General features: G+C 68.5%; 16 protein-coding genes. 10 read left to right on the top strand and 6 right to left on the bottom strand.

Annotated features, from left to right (window positions below; all coding sequences use genetic code 11):
- Window positions 1-24: 24 nt before the first annotated feature.
- Window positions 25-924, bottom strand: a complete 900-nt coding sequence (locus tag AB4Y94_RS07930; RefSeq protein WP_441727084.1) for a hypothetical protein — start codon at window positions 922-924, stop codon at window positions 25-27.
- Between the two features lie 167 nt (window positions 925-1,091).
- Between AB4Y94_RS07930 and AB4Y94_RS07925 the strand changes: the two genes are divergently transcribed.
- The 4 genes from AB4Y94_RS07925 to AB4Y94_RS07910 all read left to right on the top strand — a co-directional run bounded on the left by AB4Y94_RS07925 (window position 1,092) and on the right by AB4Y94_RS07910 (window position 6,072).
- Window positions 1,092-3,014: a thioredoxin domain-containing protein gene (locus tag AB4Y94_RS07925; protein ID WP_441727082.1), complete on the top strand. Its 1,923-nt coding sequence runs from the start codon at window positions 1,092-1,094 to the stop codon at window positions 3,012-3,014.
- Between the two features lie 84 nt (window positions 3,015-3,098).
- On the top strand, window positions 3,099-3,485 hold the full coding sequence (locus AB4Y94_RS07920) for a DUF488 domain-containing protein (RefSeq protein WP_441727081.1): 387 nt from the start codon (window positions 3,099-3,101) through the stop codon (window positions 3,483-3,485).
- A 79-nt stretch (window positions 3,486-3,564) separates the two neighbouring features.
- Window positions 3,565-3,993, top strand: coding sequence for a DUF1761 domain-containing protein (locus AB4Y94_RS07915; RefSeq protein WP_441727079.1), 429 nt, complete (start codon window positions 3,565-3,567; stop codon window positions 3,991-3,993).
- A gap of 369 nt (window positions 3,994-4,362) precedes the next feature.
- Entirely contained in the window at window positions 4,363-6,072 is a 1,710-nt protein-coding gene (locus tag AB4Y94_RS07910; protein WP_441727197.1) for a stealth family protein, read from the top strand.
- Here the strand turns inward: AB4Y94_RS07910 and AB4Y94_RS07905 are convergent.
- Together AB4Y94_RS07905 and AB4Y94_RS07900 are read right to left on the bottom strand one after the other, a co-directional pair.
- On the bottom strand, window positions 6,002-6,940 hold the full coding sequence (locus AB4Y94_RS07905; protein WP_441727077.1) for a phosphodiesterase: 939 nt from the start codon (window positions 6,938-6,940) through the stop codon (window positions 6,002-6,004). The genes AB4Y94_RS07910 and AB4Y94_RS07905 overlap by 71 nt on opposite strands.
- Window positions 6,941-7,113: 173 nt before the next feature.
- Complete coding sequence (locus AB4Y94_RS07900; RefSeq protein ID WP_441727075.1) at window positions 7,114-7,560, bottom strand: Hsp20/alpha crystallin family protein; 447 nt, start codon at window positions 7,558-7,560, stop codon at window positions 7,114-7,116.
- Between the two features lie 242 nt (window positions 7,561-7,802).
- Here AB4Y94_RS07900 and AB4Y94_RS07895 point away from each other — a divergent pair, with 242 nt between their 5' ends.
- The 6 genes from AB4Y94_RS07895 (at window position 7,803) to AB4Y94_RS07870 (ending at window position 15,534) form a co-directional block, all read left to right on the top strand.
- Window positions 7,803-8,720 (top strand): NADP-dependent oxidoreductase, encoded by a 918-nt coding sequence (locus tag AB4Y94_RS07895; protein WP_441727073.1) that lies wholly within the window; start codon window positions 7,803-7,805, stop codon window positions 8,718-8,720.
- Between the two features lie 164 nt (window positions 8,721-8,884).
- Window positions 8,885-9,706, top strand: a complete 822-nt coding sequence (locus tag AB4Y94_RS07890; protein WP_441727071.1) for a phosphatase PAP2 family protein — start codon at window positions 8,885-8,887, stop codon at window positions 9,704-9,706.
- A 106-nt stretch (window positions 9,707-9,812) separates the two neighbouring features.
- Window positions 9,813-11,168, top strand: a complete 1,356-nt coding sequence (locus AB4Y94_RS07885; RefSeq protein WP_441727069.1) for a type III polyketide synthase — start codon at window positions 9,813-9,815, stop codon at window positions 11,166-11,168.
- 9 nt (window positions 11,169-11,177) lie between these two features.
- Window positions 11,178-12,032 (top strand): class I SAM-dependent methyltransferase, encoded by an 855-nt coding sequence (locus AB4Y94_RS07880; protein ID WP_441727067.1) that lies wholly within the window; start codon window positions 11,178-11,180, stop codon window positions 12,030-12,032.
- Window positions 12,025-13,440 carry an FAD-dependent monooxygenase gene (locus AB4Y94_RS07875; protein ID WP_441727065.1) on the top strand — a complete coding sequence of 472 codons (1,416 nt, stop codon included), beginning with the start codon at window positions 12,025-12,027 and terminating at the stop codon, window positions 13,438-13,440. The genes AB4Y94_RS07880 and AB4Y94_RS07875 overlap by 8 nt, the downstream gene beginning before the upstream one ends.
- Before the next feature lie 354 nt (window positions 13,441-13,794).
- On the top strand, window positions 13,795-15,534 hold the full coding sequence (locus AB4Y94_RS07870; protein ID WP_441727063.1) for a DUF7059 domain-containing protein: 1,740 nt from the start codon (window positions 13,795-13,797) through the stop codon (window positions 15,532-15,534).
- 85 nt (window positions 15,535-15,619) lie between these two features.
- Here the strand turns inward: AB4Y94_RS07870 and AB4Y94_RS07865 are convergent, their stop codons facing one another.
- The 3 genes from AB4Y94_RS07865 to AB4Y94_RS07855 are packed head-to-tail and all read right to left on the bottom strand — an operon-like array spanning window position 15,620 to window position 17,729.
- Complete coding sequence (locus tag AB4Y94_RS07865) at window positions 15,620-16,432, bottom strand: hypothetical protein (protein WP_441727061.1); 813 nt, start codon at window positions 16,430-16,432, stop codon at window positions 15,620-15,622.
- The gene (locus AB4Y94_RS07860; protein WP_441727059.1) at window positions 16,429-17,343 is read right to left on the bottom strand and encodes an ABC transporter ATP-binding protein; all 915 of its coding nucleotides are present in this window, start codon (window positions 17,341-17,343) and stop codon (window positions 16,429-16,431) included. The genes AB4Y94_RS07865 and AB4Y94_RS07860 overlap by 4 nt, the downstream gene beginning before the upstream one ends.
- Window positions 17,340-17,729 carry a GntR family transcriptional regulator gene (locus tag AB4Y94_RS07855; RefSeq protein ID WP_441727057.1) on the bottom strand — a complete coding sequence of 130 codons (390 nt, stop codon included), beginning with the start codon at window positions 17,727-17,729 and terminating at the stop codon, window positions 17,340-17,342. Before AB4Y94_RS07855 ends, AB4Y94_RS07860 begins: the two co-directional genes overlap by 4 nt.
- Between the last annotated feature and the right edge of the window lie 5 nt (window positions 17,730-17,734).

The following is a 17,734-nucleotide window of genomic DNA, read 5'->3' as shown; positions in this document are numbered from 1 at the left end:
CCTCTCCGTCGCCTGGTTGAACGCTCACGGGAAGAGGGGTTCGAAATGGGCGGTGAAGACGCCGTTACGGTTCCACTCGATGCTCGCGCTGAGGGGATTGAAGGGTTGCGGGTACGCGCTTCCCGGGTCTTCCGGCACGACGACAGCTTGTAGGCGCAAGCCGCGGCGCTCGATGCTGGCCCGGGACGCGCAGGCCACGTCGGTTTCATCCTTGGGCTGCTGCAGGACGAGGCAGTAGGTGCCGTTGGCGCGCTGCGCCGCGAACAGGTGGAATCCCACCCGTGCTGCGGCAACGTGCGGGATGCTCCGAATCGTGAGCGGCCGGAATTCCGGCCCGAGCACGGGAGCGACCCCGGTCGTGAACTCGGCTGGTGCGTCGAAGATCCGGAACGGATCCTCGTGAACGGCCGGTATGGAGTCGGCCCCGGCCCGGCCCGCCGCGGCGGAGGGGTTGGAATTCGGGGGACCGGGACTCAGGGCGCCGCCCATCCCGCCGGTCATCGCGAGGATGCCTGTCATGACCATTCCGCCGACGAGGGCTCCTCCGGCCATCAATTTCGCGGCCGCGCGCCTGCCTTGCGCACCCGCGCGTGCCACGCCCCGGCGACGAGGACGCCGATCCACCGACCGCCCTGGCGCACTCGAGTGCCCGGGCTGACCGTAGTGTTGGAAGAGCCGGAGGACCGTGTCGAGTGCGGCGGCGTCGCCGGCCAGGTCGCTGGTGAGGGCACGGAGCTCCTGGCCGTGTGGGGGAGCGCGCACCGCACGGCGGCTGACCGGGTCAAGGAACTCGATGAGCGGTTCGCTCAGCGAACGGCGGGAGTAGACCTCGGCCAAAAGCTCGGGCAGGACGGTCGCCGGATCCGGTCGACCACCCGGGGAACGGGTCGACGGATGTGCTCGCCACCAGAGGGCGTCGAGCACGTCATGTCGCCCGCGATAGGAGGCGCGCAACTCGCCCCGCAGATGCACATCAGTTTGCGCGTCTGTCCACAAGCGCTGCGCCAACTCTGTCCCGGGCACGAGCCGGTACTCTCCTGACCTGCAGCATAGTCCCCCGGCGGAATCGACGGTAGGAGCAGAATGGGACCATGCCGAATCGCCTCGCTGATGCGATCAGTCCCTACCTGCGCTCCCATGCTGACAATCCGGTCGACTGGCACCAGTGGGGCACCGAGGCGTTCGCGGAGGCGGCCGAGCGAGACGTCCCAGTCCTCGTGTCCATCGGGTACTCGACGTGCCACTGGTGCCATGTGATGGCGAGGGAGAGCTTCAGCGATCCGGCGCTCGCCGCATACCTGAACGAGCGGTTCGTGAGCATCAAGGTGGACCGCGAGGAGCACCCGGACGTCGACTCCAGCTACCTCGCCGCCGCCGGCGCATTCACCGAGAACCTGGGCTGGCCGTTGAACGTCTTCGTGACCCCGGAGGGTAAGGCCTTCTACGCCGGCACCTACTTCGCTCCGCAACCGCTGGTGGGACGCCCGTCGTTCGGCCAGGTGCTCGAGGCTGTGACGGACGCCTGGACCAGCCGCCGCGGGGAGGTCACGGAGATCGCCGACCGGCTGGCGACGGCACTCGTCGCCGTGGGCCGCGCTCCGGTTGACGCCGCGGAACACGCCGGCGTCGCCCCGCCGGCCGTTGCCCTGCCGGACGACGCCGCACTGGCGCGCACGGTGGCCGAACTGTGGGCCTACGAAGACACGACCTACGGTGGTTTCGGTGGAGCACCCAAGTTCCCGGCGGCGCCGACGCTCGGCTTCCTGCTCGAGCGGCCTGACGGCCGGGAGCTCGCCCTGCGCACACTCAAGCGGATGGGCGCCTCGCCGCTGCGCGACCCGGTCGAAGGCGGGTTCTTCCGCTACGCGGTCAACCGGGATTGGAGCGACCCGCACTACGAACGGATGCTATACGACAACGCCCAACTCCTCGGCCTGTACACGCGCGCCTGGGTCTACAGCGGTGAACAATGGGCTCGTGCGGTCGCCGAGGGCATCGCCGGTTTCCTGACCGACGTGATGCGCATGCCTGGCGGCGGCTTTGCGAGCGCCCAGGACTCGGAGAGCACGGTCGACGGACGTCGCACCGAAGGCGGCTACTACGCGCTCGAGGAAGAGGACCGGGCCGCCCAGGCGCCACCGGCGCGCGACGAGAAGATCCTCACCGGCTGGAACGGACTGGCCGTCCAGGCCCTGGCCCGCGCGGGTTTCACCTTCGACGCGCCAGAACTCACGGCGGCAGCCCGTCGAGCGGCCGACTTCCTGCTCCACCAGCACCAGGGGCCAGACGGGACCCTGGTCCGCGCCTCGATCGGGGACCGCACGTCCGCCGCGCAGGCCACCCTGGAGGACTACGGCATGTTCGCATCGGGCCTCCTCGAACTTGCCCTGGCCACCGGCGACGCCGGTTACGCCACCGCGGCGCGCCGGTTGGTTGACAGCACACTAGCGGCAGCCACCGACACGGCGCCCCGGGTCACACCGCCGTTCGGAACGCCGAACGGCGCCGACCCGGTGCTCGCCGCGCAGGGCCTGGCGATCGCGCTCGACCCGTCAGAGGGTGCGTATCCGTCGGGGCTCACGGCGACGGCCGATGCCGCCCACACGCTGTTCCTCCTGACCGCCGACCACCGGTACCTGGCCGCTGCCCACACGGCGATGGGGTTGCTCGGTCCGCTCGCACCCACGAGACCACTGGCTTTCGGTGCCGCCCTGCGACTGATGGCACGGCTGGCCGCACCGATCGAGCAGCTGGTCGTCGTCTCGCCCGACGGGGCCGGCGACCACCCGCCTGACCCGGTCGGGCTGGTCGCGGTCGCCCGCCAGTATGCCGGCAGCGTGGTCGCATCCGTCACCGCTGAACAGGCCCGCATGTTCGCCGACGCGGGATTCGAGCTGTTCGCCGAGCGTCCCAGCCGCGACCACGTGCCGACCGCCTACCTCTGTCACGATTTCGTGTGCCGACTGCCCGTCACAGACCCGGCGAGCCTCCGCGAGGCAGCCGCCACCGCCTAGCAGGGCGACCACTCGCGGCCTTCTGGCCGTGCCCCAATCGGCTCGAGTGTCGACTTCCCGCCCGCGCAAGGCCACACTGGCGTCATGGTGGTCGAGATCAAGCGCGTGTATGAGCCGGCAGTACCGGGCGACGGATGCCGCATCCTCGTCGACCGGATCTGGCCGCGAGGCATCTCCAGAACCAACGCGCACGTCGAGGAATGGCTGAAGGACGTCGCGCCGAGCACCGAACTGCGCACCCGGTTCGGCCACATCCCCGACCGGTTCGACGACTTTGCCGACCGCTACCGCGCCGAGCTCCAGGAGAAGCCGGCCACCGTGGACGCGCTCGCCCACCTGCGCGAGCGCGTCGCCGAGAACAACGCCTCGAACACTCCCACCACTTTGGTCTACAGCGCCAAGGACACCCGGCACAACCAGGCGCGGGTGCTCGCGGACTACCTCAACGACACGGCGAACACGCCTCGCTGACCGGCGGCTGGTCCCCACGATGGAGCCGGGGAACAGTAGCATCGAGCCACACGACCTGCCTCCCCTGAAAGGACGAACCATGGTTCCCGAGATCAACATCTGGGCCGTTCTGCTCGCCACCGTGTCCAGTATGGTTGTCGGCGCGATCTGGTATGCCAAGCCGGTCTTCGGCAGCTATTGGATGCGCGCCGTCGGGCACGACGAGGAGAGCATGCGCAGGGGTGCGGCGTTGCCGCTCATCGTAACCGTCGTCGTGAGCCTCATCACCGCCTGGGTGCTCGCCGGCTCCGCCGCCATCGCACAGAACTTTTACCATGGCAGCTTCCTGGCCAACACACTGCTGACCGCGCTGATCCTCTGGGGCGGCTTCACCGCTGCCCGAATGATCACGCACGATGCGTTCGACCGCCGGCCGAGTGGTCTCACCGTGCTCAACATCGCGCACGAACTGGTGACGTTGCTGATCATGGCCCTGATCATCGGCCTGTTCGGGATCAGCGCACTCTGACCTCGCCGCGTCGCACCCCTCGCTCGCGACACCTGCAATACGACGCCCCTCGGAGTACACAGCAAAGCGACGTACACTGAAGCAAGCGCCTCTCACCTTCGGCCAGCTGACCAGCCCTCAGCGCCGAAAGCACAAGCAGCGCGGGCGTCCGCGAAAGCGGACGCACTCACCGGGGTCCGACGTGGTTACCTCACGAACAGGTGACCCGATTTCCCGAGGAGGATCATGGCAATAATCGATCGATCGAACGCATCAGGCGAACTCCGTCCCGAATCCATCGCCGGCGCCCCGCAGACGGCGGACGGCGAGGCGTACGACCCGACCGGTGACCGGCAGGCGGATGCCTCCATCACCCTGGACACCGCCGCGATGCCGCTCCTGTCGTTGAGCCGCGAACCGGAGCTCGTCCTGGTCACCCCGGATGCCCGCACTCGCCGCTTCGACCGCGACGACGTCGTCGTGCGTAAAGGCGAGATCGCGCTGATCAACGGTCACTTCACGCCGCAGGAGTCCATGATCAAGGACCTGCTGGCGGTGCGAGGCGCCCTGGAACGTGCCGACATAGACTTCCTCCTGGTCCGCGGCGACGGCGGCCGGCCGGTCATCGCGGTCGACCGGAAGGGCCGCAAGAAGCTCTCCAAAGTCCTGGCCGAAGCGTTCGCGAATGAGCCGTTCTACCTGCGCCCCCTCGATCTAGCCACCGGCAAGCCCGGCCAGCCGGCCCTCCTCGCCGACGGTGGCCTGCAGTTGCACCGGAAGGCATCCGTTTTCCGGGTCTACCGGCCCCGGATCGAACCGATCGGCCGGCTGCGCTATGGCGCGGAGACGGCGTTCCAACTGGAGCTCTGGCGTTTCGGCGACGAGGAGATCATCGCCCCCGTCGTCAACGCGCTCATGCGCACCCGGCTGCCGCGTTCGGAGGCCCGTGAAACCTCGGTCGAGCTCTACGGCCACTCCTGGCGCACACTGCAGAACATGTTCGACGACCTGGCCAGCGACATCAGCTTCGACATCGACCTCGTGTTCTCCTGGGTCGACGGGTCGTCCACCGACTTCCAGCGCGAGCGCGCCAAGCGCATGGAGGCCTACGTCGTGGGCGAGGGCGACGAGTCGGAGGCGCGGTTCCGTCAGATCGACGAACTCAAATACGCGCTGCGCAGCGTGTACCTGTTCGCGCCGTGGGTGCGGCGGATTTTCATCGCCACCGACTCGCCGGCCCCGGCCTGGCTGGCCGACCACCCGCGGGTCACGCTGATGCGGAGCGCCGACTTCTTCACCGACACCAGCGCTCTGCCGACGCACAATTCGCACGCCGTCGAAAGCCAGCTGCACCACATCCCGGGACTGGCCGAGCACTTCCTGTATTCCAACGACGACATGTTCTTCGGGCGTCCCGTTGGACCTGAGCTGTTCTTCTCGCCGGGCGGCGTGACGAAATTCATCGAGGCATCCACTCGCATCGGGCTGGGCGAGAACGACCCGTCGCGGAGCGGTTTCGAGAACGCGGCCCGGGTGAACCGGGCCCTGCTGCGGCAGCGGTTCGGGAAGGTCACCACCCGTCACCTCGAGCACACCGCGGCTCCGCTGCGGAAGAGTGTGCTCCAGGAGATGGAGCGTGAGTTCCCCGAGGACTTCGCCCGCACCGCGGCGAGCCGCTTCCGCTCCGCGACCGACATCTCGGTCACGAACTCGTTCTACCACTACTACGCGCTGATGACCGGCCGAGCGGTCGCCCAGACCCAGGCGCGCTCGATGTACGTCGAAACCACCCTGCGGGTGGCGCTGCGGCAGATGAAACGGCTCGGCAAGCGTCGTGACCAGGACATGTTCTGCCTCAACGACGGCAGCTTCCCCGAGATCTCCGACGACGTGCGCCGCACCGCGGTCACCGAGTTCCTCGAGCGATACTTCCCGTTCCCGGCGCCGTGGGAGCACGAGTTCCAGGACCAGCGCAACCAAGCCCTGGCCGAACGCCAATTCGCCAGGCAGGCGTCGATCTCGGGTTCGGTCAGTGCAGAACTCGGATCGGGCGGGTCATGGGTGGCTCCCGGTATGCCGGAAGCGTACCCGCCGGCCTGATTTGCGTGCCCGCGGCCGCGAGGCGGCGCTGGCTCTCATCCGGATCGATGTAGTCGAGCGCCGGGTAGGAGCCGAGCGGCACCACGGAGTGCAGCACCGTGTCAGGGTAGACGTGCACGAGGTTGAATGCGCGGGCGCCGTCACGGCCGCGGGTGCCGCCGACCGGCACGTTCAGGTCCTGGGTGTAGCAGGTCGCCGAGGCGACCGACACGGGAATCCCGGCGAATGTCGCGGTCGACGAGTAGTGCAGGTGCCCGGCGATGATGCTGCGCACATCGGTGCCGCGCAGGACCTGGGCCAGTTGAGCCTGGTCGCGCAACTCAACGGATGCCGCCAGGTCAAGCACGCTCGGCACCGGCGGGTGGTGCATGGCGAGGATGGTCCCATCCGGGGCCGGCACGGCCAGTTCGCTCGCCAGCCAGTCCAGTTGTTCCGGACTGACCTCGCCATGGTGGTGGCCGGGTACGGAAGAGTCCAGCGTGATGACGCGCAAGCCGTTGATGTCCTGCACGTCGTCGATGGGGTTCGTCGTCGGCAACTCGTCGAGCAGGTTCGCGCGGAACGCCGCCCGGTCGTCGTGGTTGCCCATCACCCAGATCACCTGGGCGCCCAGCCTCTCCGCGGCCGGCTCGACGATCTCGCGCAAGCGGTCGTAGGCGCCCGGCTCACCACGGTCCGCGAGGTCGCCGGTGAAGACGATGGCCTCGGGGCGCCCGCCGGAGGCTTCGAGCTCGTCGAACAATTCGGCGAGGTGCCTGGTGCTGTCCACGGCACCGTACAGCCGGTTTTCACCAGCGAGGAGGTGCGTGTCACTGAGGTGGAGAAGGAAATGGTCCGGCCGGGGATACTCGGCCGTTCGGTTGCTCACGGAGCTTCCATTCGTTGGTAAGTACGCACTCTGCGGCGCGCGCACTAACGGTACTAACCATTATTCGATCATGCCTTTATGAACATTGAGTGTACGCCACGCCCCACTACGGGGGCTGGCAGGTGTCGAGCCTGCCGCGACGCATCGCGGCAGGCTCGCTGGCGGCACCCGGTCTACTTCGTGATCTGGTGCTCGCCCTCCTTCACCGTCACCGTGTTCGCTTCAGCGCTTGAGGTGACCTCGATCTTGCGCGGCTTGGCCTTCTCGGTCACCGGGATCGAGACGCTGAGCACGCCGTTGTCGTAGCTCGCGGCGATCTTCTCGATGTCGATTCCCTGGCCCAGGTTCAGCTGGCGCAGGAACGACCCGGCCTGGCGTTCCCGGGTGAGCCACTTCACACCCTCATGGTTCGCGAGGGTGCGCTCGGCACGGATGGTCAGCAGCTGGCCGTCCACATCGATGTCGACGGAACCCGGGTCGATGCCGGGGAGGTCTGCGCTCAGGATGTAGACGTCGCCCTCTCGGTAGAGATCCATCGGCATCAGGCGGGGCCCACGCGAGTCCATCAACGCGCCGGCGATGCGGTCGAGGTCACGGAACGGGTCGAAATTCATGGCCATTGTTGTACTCGCTTTCTTCGGGCCGACCGGCCCGACTCGCACTCGTTTAGAGAGTTGAGTCGAGGTGACTCAACTGTGATTAATTTAGCACTCGTCGATCGAGAGTGCCAAGTATGCTTGCACAACACACCGTTAGCCCTGAGCGAACACCAGAGCCGGGTCCTCGCTGGCCCCGCCCGCGACCGGCACGACCTGGAAAACTGGAGGAGCGGCATCCGCTCGCACCTGTCTAGGCTGGGCGCATGGCACGCTACGTTCGCTTCGACAAGTTCGGTGGCACCGAGGTTCTGCGCGTCGTCGACGATGAGCCGATCCAGGCCGGTCCGGGTGAGGTCCGGGTACGGGTGCACAGTGCCGGCCTGAACATCGTCGACTGGAAGATCATGAACGGCGGCCCGGCTGCCGCGCGGTACAACGCCACACCGCCATGCGGGAACGGGAACGACTTCGCCGGGGTGGTGGACCAGGTGGGCAACGGCGTCACAGGCATCGACGCCGGCGATCGGGTGTTCGGCGGCAAGCGGATGTGCGCGCAGGCCGACTTCGTGGTGACGGACCCCGACACGCTCCTCCGGATGCCGGACGCACTCGATTTCGACACCGCAGGATGCCTCGACATCGCCGGGCGCACGGCATGGGCCAGCGTGCACTCGCTGGGACTCGGCAGTCACGACACTGTGCTGGTGAGCGCGGCGGCCGGCGGCGTCGGCGTGCTCGCTGCCCAGCTGGCGCTCCGCACCGGCGCCCGGGTCATCGGCACGGCGAGCCCGGCCAACCACGAATTCCTGCGCAGCATCGGGGTGATCCCGGTGGAATACGGCGAGGGCCTCGTCGACCGGCTTCGGAAGGTCGCGCCGCGCCTCACCGCGGCACTCGACAACCACGGTCCGGCGACGATCGACGCCGCCCTGAAACTGGGCGTGCCAGGGAACCGGATCAACACCATCGCCGCCCGCGGCCACAAAGAGGACGCCGGGATCACCAACATCGGCGGTGCGGACGCGACCTCAGGCGACCTGGGCGTCGTTGCCGCGTTGGTCGCCTCTGGCGAGATCGTGCTCCCGATCGACACCGTGTATCCGCTGGAGCGCGTGCGAGACGCGTACGGCCACCTTGCTCGTGGACATCTTCGCGGGAAGATAGTTCTCGCCCTGGTCTGAAACAACCCCTTGCGATCGACGCGAATCGGCGTAGATTAACGATCAACACCGGATGCGAATCCGATGAGAAGGGCCCGGGAGCCGATGAAGCTGCCGGGTCCTTCGCTATGTCGGGAGGGTCTCCCAGCAGCCTGTGCGAAGGTGGAAGGGTGCGTGCCCACCCGATGATCCGTCCTCTTGTCTTCCTCCTGGCCGCATCCGCTTCGGTCGCGGTGTTCATCGTGCTCTACCTGTTCTTTGTTCGCACGCACGACGGACAGCTCGTGGACCAGCTCGCGTACGACGGCGCCGAGTTCGGCCGGCGCAGCGTGGCGCCCTTTGCGCAGCAGTTGCTCGACGCCCTGCCGACGGTGTCCGGCGTCATCGGAGTCGTGCTGACCATCGTCGTCGCGCTCGTCCGCCGCAACTGGCTGGGACTCCTGATCGCTTTCGGAGCCGCGGGCGCGGCGGCGGCGACCACCCAGCTGCTGAAATATGTGATCCTCAGCCGTCCCGACTTCGGCGTCGAGGGCTATGCAGGCAACTCATTCCCGTCCGGGCATACAACGGTCGCGGCCGCGTCGGCGCTCGCGGTGTTCCTCGTCTCGAGCCCCCGATCACGACCGACTGTCGCGGCCTGGGGGACAGCGTTCACCGTCCTGGCCGGAGTCTCGACGCTGGCCAACCAGTGGCACCGCCCCAGCGATGTGGTCGCGGCGCTGCTGGTGGTGGCCTTCTGGGGCTGCGCCGGCGGCCTCGCCTTGAGCCTGTTCGGCCGACAGGCTGCGGGCGCCGCGCCCCGTCGCACGGGCGTCGTCCGGTGGTGGATCGCCGTGCCCTTCCTCTTGGTCTCCCTGGTGGCATTCCTGATCACCTTCCAGAGCGCCTCCACCGCGAACGATTCGCCGAACACAGTGATCGCCTACGTCGGCGGCGCGACGGCGATCATCGCGTCGGGATTCACCCTGGCCCTGCTGGCGACCCGCACCTTTTCGCGGCTGCCATAACCGCCGTCACTGTCCGTGCGATGCGCCGACGCGGCATCCGTCGTTGCGCCTGCACGTTGAATGAGAATAGGTGTTGTCAGACGAGGGTGCGTGCAACACTGGCCCTATGGCCGTCACGTTGCGAGCGCTCCAGACCGTAGTTCCTCCGACAATTCTGATCCAGGACCAGGTGCGCGACGTGTTCGCCGCCCAGCCAGACCTCAGTCGCCTCGCCCAGCGACTGGTCTCCACGTCGTTCAACATGTCCGGCATCGAGAAGCGTCATACGGTGATCGAGGAACTGACCCTCGATGCCGACGGCGCCCACCCGCAGTTCTTTGATCCGGTGAGCCGGCTGCTGCTCATACCGAGCACTCGGGTGCGGAACGAGTTGTACATCGTCGAGGCGACGAAGCTGTTCGTCGAAGCCGGGCGTCGGGCCCTCGCCGCCTGCCCGGGCGTTGACGCGGCGGACATCACCCACGTGGTGACGGTGTCCTGCACCGGTTTCTACGCTCCCGGGCCGGACTACATGCTGGTGCGGGAGCTCGGGCTGAACCCCTCGACGCAGCGCTACCACCTCGGATTCATGGGCTGCTACGCGTCGATGCCGGCGCTCCGCATGGCCAAGCAGTTCGTCGAGGGCGACCCGAACGCGGTCGTCCTCATCGTTAGCGCAGAGTTGTGCTCACTGCACCTGCGCACCTCCAGCGACCCGGACACCATCGTTGCGTCGTCGCTGTTCGCCGACGGGGCGGCCGCTGGGATTGTGAGCGGCCGCGCGCTGGCGCCGGGCGAGACAGCGCTGAGCCTGGATCACTTCGAGACCGTGATCACCCCGGTCGGCGAGGGCGACATGGCCTGGAAGATCGGCGATGAAGGCTTCGAGATGGTGCTGAGCAGCTACGTTCCGCACATCATCGACGACCACATCGAAGGGGCCCTGGCCCCGTTGTTGGCCCGTGACCGCCAACTGTGCGAGCTGCTCGACCGGGACGGAACCCTGCCGGCGTCGCGACACGCGCCGCCGGAGCCGGGGGAGGAGCCGGGACTGGGGTCAGGGCTGGAGCCAGGGTCGGAGTCAGACCCGGTGTCGCTGCCGGTGTCAGTGGGTGCGGATACCGTGAGCGGTGATGGACCGAATGACGGAACACTCACCGGGTCCCTCGCGGCGGACGCGGGGGCATCCGTTGCCCTGCTCGCGAAGCCCCTGAACGTGGCGATCGAGCATTGGGCGATTCACCCGGGCGGGCGCAGCATCCTCGACAAGACCGAGGCGAAGCTGCGGCTGAGCGAAGAGCAATTGCTGCCCTCGCGGGAGACGCTGCGGCAGTACGGCAACATGTCCAGTGCCACCGTGCTGTTCGTGCTCAAGGCGATACTCGACGGGACGGCGACCGAAGCCGACCAGCGCGTCTGTGCGATGGCCTTCGGACCGGGCCTGACGGTCGAGACCGCGCTGATGACCGTCACCGCCGGGTAGGACCGCATGGTGCGCGCCGCTGCGCGGCCGGAGGTGTGGCGGCCGCTGGCGTCGGGCTCGCTGGTGTCGCGTGACGCCATGCTCACCGAAAGCATGGACAGCCCGGATTGCGACCCGGAGCTGTTGCGCCGCACCTACGCGCAATTCCGCTTCGTGAATCCGTTCGTGTCGGGCTGGCGGGCCATCTACCGTCGGGATATCCGGGCGCGGCTGTCGACGACACGGCCGTCCACCCTGCTCGATGTCGGCTCCGGCGGCGGTGACGTGTCCCGGGCGCTGGCCCGCTGGGCGGCCCGCGACGGCCTGCGCCTCACGGTGATCGGCATCGATCCGGATGCCAGGGCCCACGAGTACGCGACCAGTGGGCCGCCGATGCGTGGCCTGTCGTTTCGTCGGGCGTTCAGCTCGGAGCTCGTCGCCGAGGGAGCACGCTTCGACTTCGTGGTGTCGAATCACGTCCTGCATCACCTCACCGCCGCCGACCTTGGCGGCCTGCTCTTCGATTCGGAACGCCTGTGCGCGCAGGGGGGTCGGGCGCTGCACGCCGACATCGCCCGCAGTCGTTTCGCCTACCTCGGGTTCGCGCTCGTAACCTGGCCGTTCTTCCATCGCTCCTACATCCGCGCAGACGGGCTCTCGTCCATCCGCCGGAGCTACACGGTTGCCGAACTGCGGGCGGCAGCACCCCGAGGGTGGCAGGTGACCCCCGGGTTGCCGTCGCGGCTGGTGCTGCGCTGGTCGGCGGTGACGTCGGCAGCGACTTCGGCAGCGACGTCGGCAGCGACGTCGGCAGCGACTGCGGTGGCTACGGCGGCGCCATCAGCCGCGACGTCGGCGGCGGCAGACTCGGCGCGGGATGCTTGACGTCGCGATCGTCGGGGGCGGCCCGGTGGGCATGTTCCTCGGCTGCCTCCTCGCGACCCGGGGCCTGGACGTGCGCGTGTTCGAGCAGCGCACCGAGCCGTCGATGCGCTCGCGGGCCATCGGCATCCACCCGCCGTCGCTGGCTGCCCTGGACCAGATCGGTGTCGCGGAGCAATTGCTGGGGCGGGCAGTGCAGATCCGCGACGGTGAAGTCTGGTGCGACGGCCACCGCATGGGCCGTCTTTCCTTCGAGAAGGCGGCCCCGCGGTTCCCGTTCGTCGTCGCCCTGCCGCAATTCGTGACCGAGGCCTTGCTTGTGGAGCGGTTCGAGGAGCTGGTGCCCGACGGACTTCGCCGCGGGGTCGCCGTGACGCACGTGAGGGAGCTCGACGGCGGGGCGGAGCTCGTCACCGCGGATGGTGGAACCATCGAGGCACGTTTCGTGGTGGCCGCGGATGGCGCGCGAAGTGTGATTCGCCAGGCGGTCGGCATCCGGTGGCGCCAGCTCGGGCGCCGGGAAACATACCTCATGGCCGACTTCCCCGATGTCGCCGGGCTCGTCGATCCCGCCCCCGGCCCCGCCCGCGCAGGGACTGGGGTCGCCGCTGCCGCTGCCGCTGCCGCTGCCGCTGCCGCTGCCGCTGCCGCTGCCGCTGCCGCTGCCGACGCCGACTCGGCCGGACGCCCAGCCGCGGCCACCCGGTCCGAATCCGTTCCGGCGGACCCCGCCTCCGGCGCGAAGACTGGAGTCACCGACCCCGCTGCCGGCGCCGACTCGGCCAGACGCCCAGCCGCGCCCACCCGGTCCGGATCCGTTCCGGCGGACCCCACCCCCGGCGCGAAGCGGGTCACCACCGCGGTCCTGTACTTCGAACGCGGCGGGGTAGTCGAGTCGTTTCCGCTTCCCTCCGGTCGCCGCCGGTGGGTGGCCATGACCGACGAGCTGCTGACGGAGGCGGGCCCGGACGACCTGGCCGACATCATCCGTGCGCGCACTGGCATCGACCTGCCGCCGTCCGTCGACGTGCCCAGCCCGTTCGTGGTGCAGCAGCGGCTGGCGGAGCGGATGGTGGCGGGACGGGTCGCCCTCATCGGCGATGCCGCACATGAGATCAGCCCGATCGGCGGCCAGGGAATGAACCTCGGCTGGCTTGATGCCGTCGCCCTGGCTCCGGCGCTGGCCGCAGCGCTGGCCGACCCGACCGTGGCAGACTCCGCGCTCGGTGAGTTCGAGCGGCGGCGACGGCGAGCCGCATGGATGGCCTCCCGGCAGGCTGCGTTCAACATGACGATGGGCCGGCCGTACCGAGGCGGGAGGCTGCGGGCCCGCAACGGACTCGTGCGTACCCTCGCCCTACCGCCCACCCGGTCTGTGCTCGCCCGAGCCTTCACCATGCGCTGGCTGTAGGGTCCAGGCGGACCACGGGAACCGGCTCTCGCCGACCGCCCGTGGCCAGGAGCGACGGGGCCGGGAGCTACGGTGGCCAAGTCAGGAGATTCTTGAGCGGCGACGCCCGGTGCCCGCCCCGAAGGCCTCATCTGTGCCGGTCGTCGCCCCGACACTCCGTAAATCCCCTGAGCTGGCCCCGGAGTGCTGCGCATAACTCCTGCTATTGGGGTCGGCCCGAGCCCGCCTTCCGCCATTTGCCGCGGAATTGGGCCGGGCAGCCGAGCAAAGAGCAGGAGTTATGCGTCGCGGTGGGGGTATCCCTCACGCAGCCGTGTGGATCGGTCAACGAGATCGGTGCAGTTGAATGGATCAGTGACCTCCACCCTGATCGACCAGCTCCGCACCGACCTGACCGCCGCGAACTACTCGGTGGCGGCGCTCACCGGGCTTTGGGGCGTCGACGCGGATGCCGCCCTGCACCGCAACCAGCGGGTCCCGGCACTGCGGGCGCTCGCGGCGCTTCGCGAGCGCCGCGGAGGCGCGGAACCGACGGCGACCCTCGCCCAGCTGTTTGTGCTCGGACTTCCGGCCGCCCGGAGCGATCTCGAAGCCGCCCTTCCCACGCTGGGAGCGGCGGGCGCGGAGCGCCTCGGGCTCGTATCGCCCGACGTCACCTGCTCCGCGGACCTCAGCCGCTCGGCCGACCCCACCCGCTCTGCCGACCCCAGCCGCTCTGCCGAACCCACCAACTCCGCATCCGTGCGCCCGCTGCTCGACCTGCGCCCCTACAGCTTCATCGATGCGCACGGGGCCGGCAGCTGGTGGATCGCCTCCGACCTCGGCGAACTGGCGCTCGGCCATCCCCTCGGCGAAAGCCACGTCCTCGGCGTCGGCGGTGCTTCCCTCACGCTGTCCGGGCTGATGATTCCGACACCGGTGAGATCGGCCCTCGACCTCGGCACCGGATGCGGCATCCAGGCCATGCACGCCGCCCGCCACGCCGACCGGGTCGTCGCCACCGACATCTCCGAGCGCGCCCTCGAGCTGGCAGCCCTCAACGCCGAGCTGAACGGCATCCGCAACATCGAGTTCCGCCTCGGCAGCCTGTACGAACCGGTCGCGGGGGAGCGCTTCGACCACATCATCTCCAACCCGCCGTTCGTGATCACCCCGCGCGCCGAGGGTGTGCCGAGCTACGAGTACCGCGACGGCGGCATGGTCGGCGACGCGCTCGTTGAGGCCGTGGTGCGGGATGCCGGTGCCCACCTCACGCCCGGCGGCATCGCCCAGCTGCTTGGCAATTGGGAGTACACAACGGATGTCTCGGGCCGGCCCGTCGACGCCTTCGGCCGCTTGCGTGGCTGGTTGGACGCCTCTCCGACTGGACCGCTTGACGCGTGGATCATCGAACGTGAGGTGGAGCTGCCGACCGAGTACGCCGAGACGTGGATCCGCGACGGCGGTACCCGCCCGGACACGCCCGACTTCGATCGGATGTACAACGCCTGGCTCGACGATTTTTCCGCCCGAGGGGTGCGCGAGGTCGGCTTCGGCTACATGTTGCTGCGTCGTCCCTTCGTGGTCGCCTCCGCCCTGGACGGCGGCACCGCCCTGGACGGCACCCCCGCAGACGGCACCGGCCGGGCGGCCGCCACGACCCTCCCTGCCGGTCCCGCACGGCACGCCGCCGCACCGCTTCGCCGTTTGGAACGGCTCCACGGCGCCCTCGGCACCAACGGTTCGGGCCTCGGCACCCACTTCGCCGCGTGCCTCGCCGCGCACGACTGGCAGGCGGCCACCAGCGACACAGACCTTGCGGCCGCCCGGATCACGGTCGCCCCGGACGTCACCGAGGAGCGCCACTACTGGCCCGGCGCCGAAGACCCGACCCTGATGACCCTGCACCAGGGCGGCGGGTTCGGGCGGTCGGTCCAACTGGACACCGCGCTCGCCGCACTGGTCGGCGCCTGCGACGGCGAACTGCCCGTCGGCGCCATCGTGAGCGCCCTCGGGGAGTTGCTCGACGTGTCCGTCGCCGATCTCACGGCAGAGGTGCTGCCGCAGGTGCGGCACCTGATCGACGACGGATTCCTGCTCGTGCCCGACGAGTAGCGCCACCAATTCAGGAAGAACCGCGGGAGTGTGGGCCTGACGGCCGAACTCCCGCGGTTCGTCCTTGATTTTTCCGGGCAGGGCCTCAGTTCTTCGGCGTCGCCTTCCGCAGGGCCAGGTACCCGCCGACCCCGGCGAGCGCGGTCGGCACCAGCAGCCAGAGGAACACCCCGGCGGTGCCCTGCGCCGCGAACCAGACGCCGACGGCAGGCCAGCTGTTCGTGTAGGTGATCAGGGCCACCGACCCCACCAGCAGCGCCGCGAATGACACCCAGAACACGAGCATGCCGGGCATCCGCCAGCGCATGTAGATCGTGGCGACGGATGCGCCCACGAAGAGGACGAGCAACTGCACCACGAAGAACGCGAGCAGGTCCACCCACCAGCCCTCGATGCCGAACCAGAGGGCGTTGAACATGTAGGTGCCCATGAACCAGCCGTGGGTGAGCTTCTCGATCTGGGTCAGCAGGGTGAATGCCACGGCGTTGAACGCCGAGATCAGCACGAACAGCAGTGAGGTCCCGAGGTAGAACTCCCGCCGGGTGACGCTGTAGCCCAGGGCGAACGGGAAGCTGAAGGCGATCGACTGCACCGCAACCACGATCAGGTACCACTGCGGGGCGAGCACAGCCCAGCTGTAGCGCTGGCTTGCGGTCGCCTCCGCGCCGCCGAGCCCGTTGCCGGTGGCGTACCCGATGATGTTCGAGATCACGACTGAGACCAGGAAGGCCCCGGCGACGATGATCCACGGGATTCCGACGTAGGTGCGCTTGTCCACAAGGTGCATCCGCACCACGTTCCAGATGCGGCCGAGCGAGATGCGCACGCGGCCGGTGAGCTCCGAGCCCGGCGAGGCCGTCGCGGCCGACGGCTGGTTTGCAATCAGTGTGGTGGTCATGCGCTGGCGCTCCAATCTTCTGCCGTGGCGCCGGACGCCGTGGTCTTTCGCACAATCAATTGCTGGAGTGACACCGGTGCCAGCTCCAGGCCGGATTCGGCGGCCGCCTGCCGCTCCGCGTCGGTCAGTCCGCTCACCGTGACGGATGCGAGCCCACCGATGCCTTCTCGGTGCAGTACTTCGCGTCCCGAGACGAACGCGTCGACATCCGCTCTCCGGCCGACGACGGTGCTGGCGCTCTCGCGCAGCTCCTCGGCGTCTTCGTTCATCAAGATCCGGCCCTCGTCGATCACCAGCACATGCTCGAGCAGGTTGCTCACCTCGTCGATCAGGTGGGTGGAGAGGATGACCGTGCGCGGATGCTCCGAGTAGTCCTCGAGGAGGCGGTCGTAGAAGATCTGCCGCGCCACCGCGTCCAGGCCGAGGTACGGCTCGTCGAAGAACGTCAGCGGTGCGCGTGAGGCGAGCCCGACGATCACTCCGACGGCGGAGAGCTGGCCGCGGGAGACCTTCTTGATGTCTCGCCCCACCGGCACCCGGAAGTCCTCGACCAGCCGGGCGGCGAAGTCGGCGTCCCAGTTCTCGAAGAACCATGGTGCGCTGGCCAGGACATGCTTCACCTTGAAGGTGTCGGGGTACTTCTGCGCCTCGGCGATGAAGCAGATCTGCCGCAGCACGCTCGCGTTCTCGAGCGGGTTCTCGCCGAATACCGTCACCCGTCCAGACGTCGGAAACTGCTGCCCGGTGAGCATCTGCATGATGGTCGTCTTGCCGGCGCCGTTCCGGCCGAGCAGGCCGTGGATCTTGTTCCGCTCGATGCTGAACGACACGTCGTCGATCGCGGTGAAGCGGCCGAATCGCTTGGTGAGGCCGTCCACGCGCACAGCGGGGCTGGGGGCGGTGTTGGTCATGAGGATACCGTCGCTTCCTGGGATGCCTGGGGGAGGGGGGTGGTCTGGATCATCTGCGCGACCTGCTCGGGCTCGATGCCGAGCTTGGCCGCTTCAACCAGCAGCGGGGCCACGAACCGGTCGCGGAACTGGTCGGTGCGATTGCCGACGAGCCGTCGCCGGGCGCCTGTCGCTACGAACATGCCGATGCCTCGCTTCTTGTAAAGGATTCCGTCTTCCACCAGGCGGTTCACGCCCTTGCCCGCCGTGGCGGGGTTGATCCGGTAGAAGGCGGCAAACTCATTGGTCGACGGAACTTGCGTCTCCTCACCGATCACGCCGTCGAGAATGTCGTTCTCGATCTGCTCCGCGATCTGTACGAAGATCGGCCGTCCTTCTTCGATCAAGAGAG

The organism is Glaciibacter sp. 2TAF33 (genome assembly GCF_052114945.1).
GTDB lineage: Bacteria > Actinomycetota > Actinomycetes > Actinomycetales > Microbacteriaceae > Cryobacterium.
Note: the sequence above shows the minus strand (reverse complement) of the source record. Positions and strands in the feature narration are given on the sequence as shown.

Excerpts from the sequence above, each read along its gene's own strand:
- AB4Y94_RS07910 (WP_441727197.1), top strand. The coding sequence starts at position 4,363 with ATGCCGCTCCTGTCGTTGAGCCGCGAACCGGAGCTCGTCCTGGTCACC.
- AB4Y94_RS07885 (WP_441727069.1), top strand. The coding sequence starts at position 9,813 with ATGGCCGTCACGTTGCGAGCGCTCCAGACCGTAGTTCCTCCGACAATT.
- AB4Y94_RS07860 (WP_441727059.1), bottom strand. The coding sequence starts at position 17,343 with ATGACCAACACCGCCCCCAGCCCCGCTGTGCGCGTGGACGGCCTCACC.
- AB4Y94_RS07915 (WP_441727079.1), top strand. The coding sequence starts at position 3,565 with ATGGTTCCCGAGATCAACATCTGGGCCGTTCTGCTCGCCACCGTGTCC.
- AB4Y94_RS07875 (WP_441727065.1), top strand. The coding sequence starts at position 12,025 with ATGCTTGACGTCGCGATCGTCGGGGGCGGCCCGGTGGGCATGTTCCTC.
- AB4Y94_RS07865 (WP_441727061.1), bottom strand. The coding sequence starts at position 16,432 with ATGACCACCACACTGATTGCAAACCAGCCGTCGGCCGCGACGGCCTCG.
- AB4Y94_RS07890 (WP_441727071.1), top strand. The coding sequence starts at position 8,885 with ATGATCCGTCCTCTTGTCTTCCTCCTGGCCGCATCCGCTTCGGTCGCG.
- AB4Y94_RS07900 (WP_441727075.1), bottom strand. The coding sequence starts at position 7,560 with ATGGCCATGAATTTCGACCCGTTCCGTGACCTCGACCGCATCGCCGGC.
- AB4Y94_RS07895 (WP_441727073.1), top strand. The coding sequence starts at position 7,803 with ATGGCACGCTACGTTCGCTTCGACAAGTTCGGTGGCACCGAGGTTCTG.
- AB4Y94_RS07920 (WP_441727081.1), top strand. The coding sequence starts at position 3,099 with ATGGTGGTCGAGATCAAGCGCGTGTATGAGCCGGCAGTACCGGGCGAC.
- AB4Y94_RS07925 (WP_441727082.1), top strand. The coding sequence starts at position 1,092 with ATGCCGAATCGCCTCGCTGATGCGATCAGTCCCTACCTGCGCTCCCAT.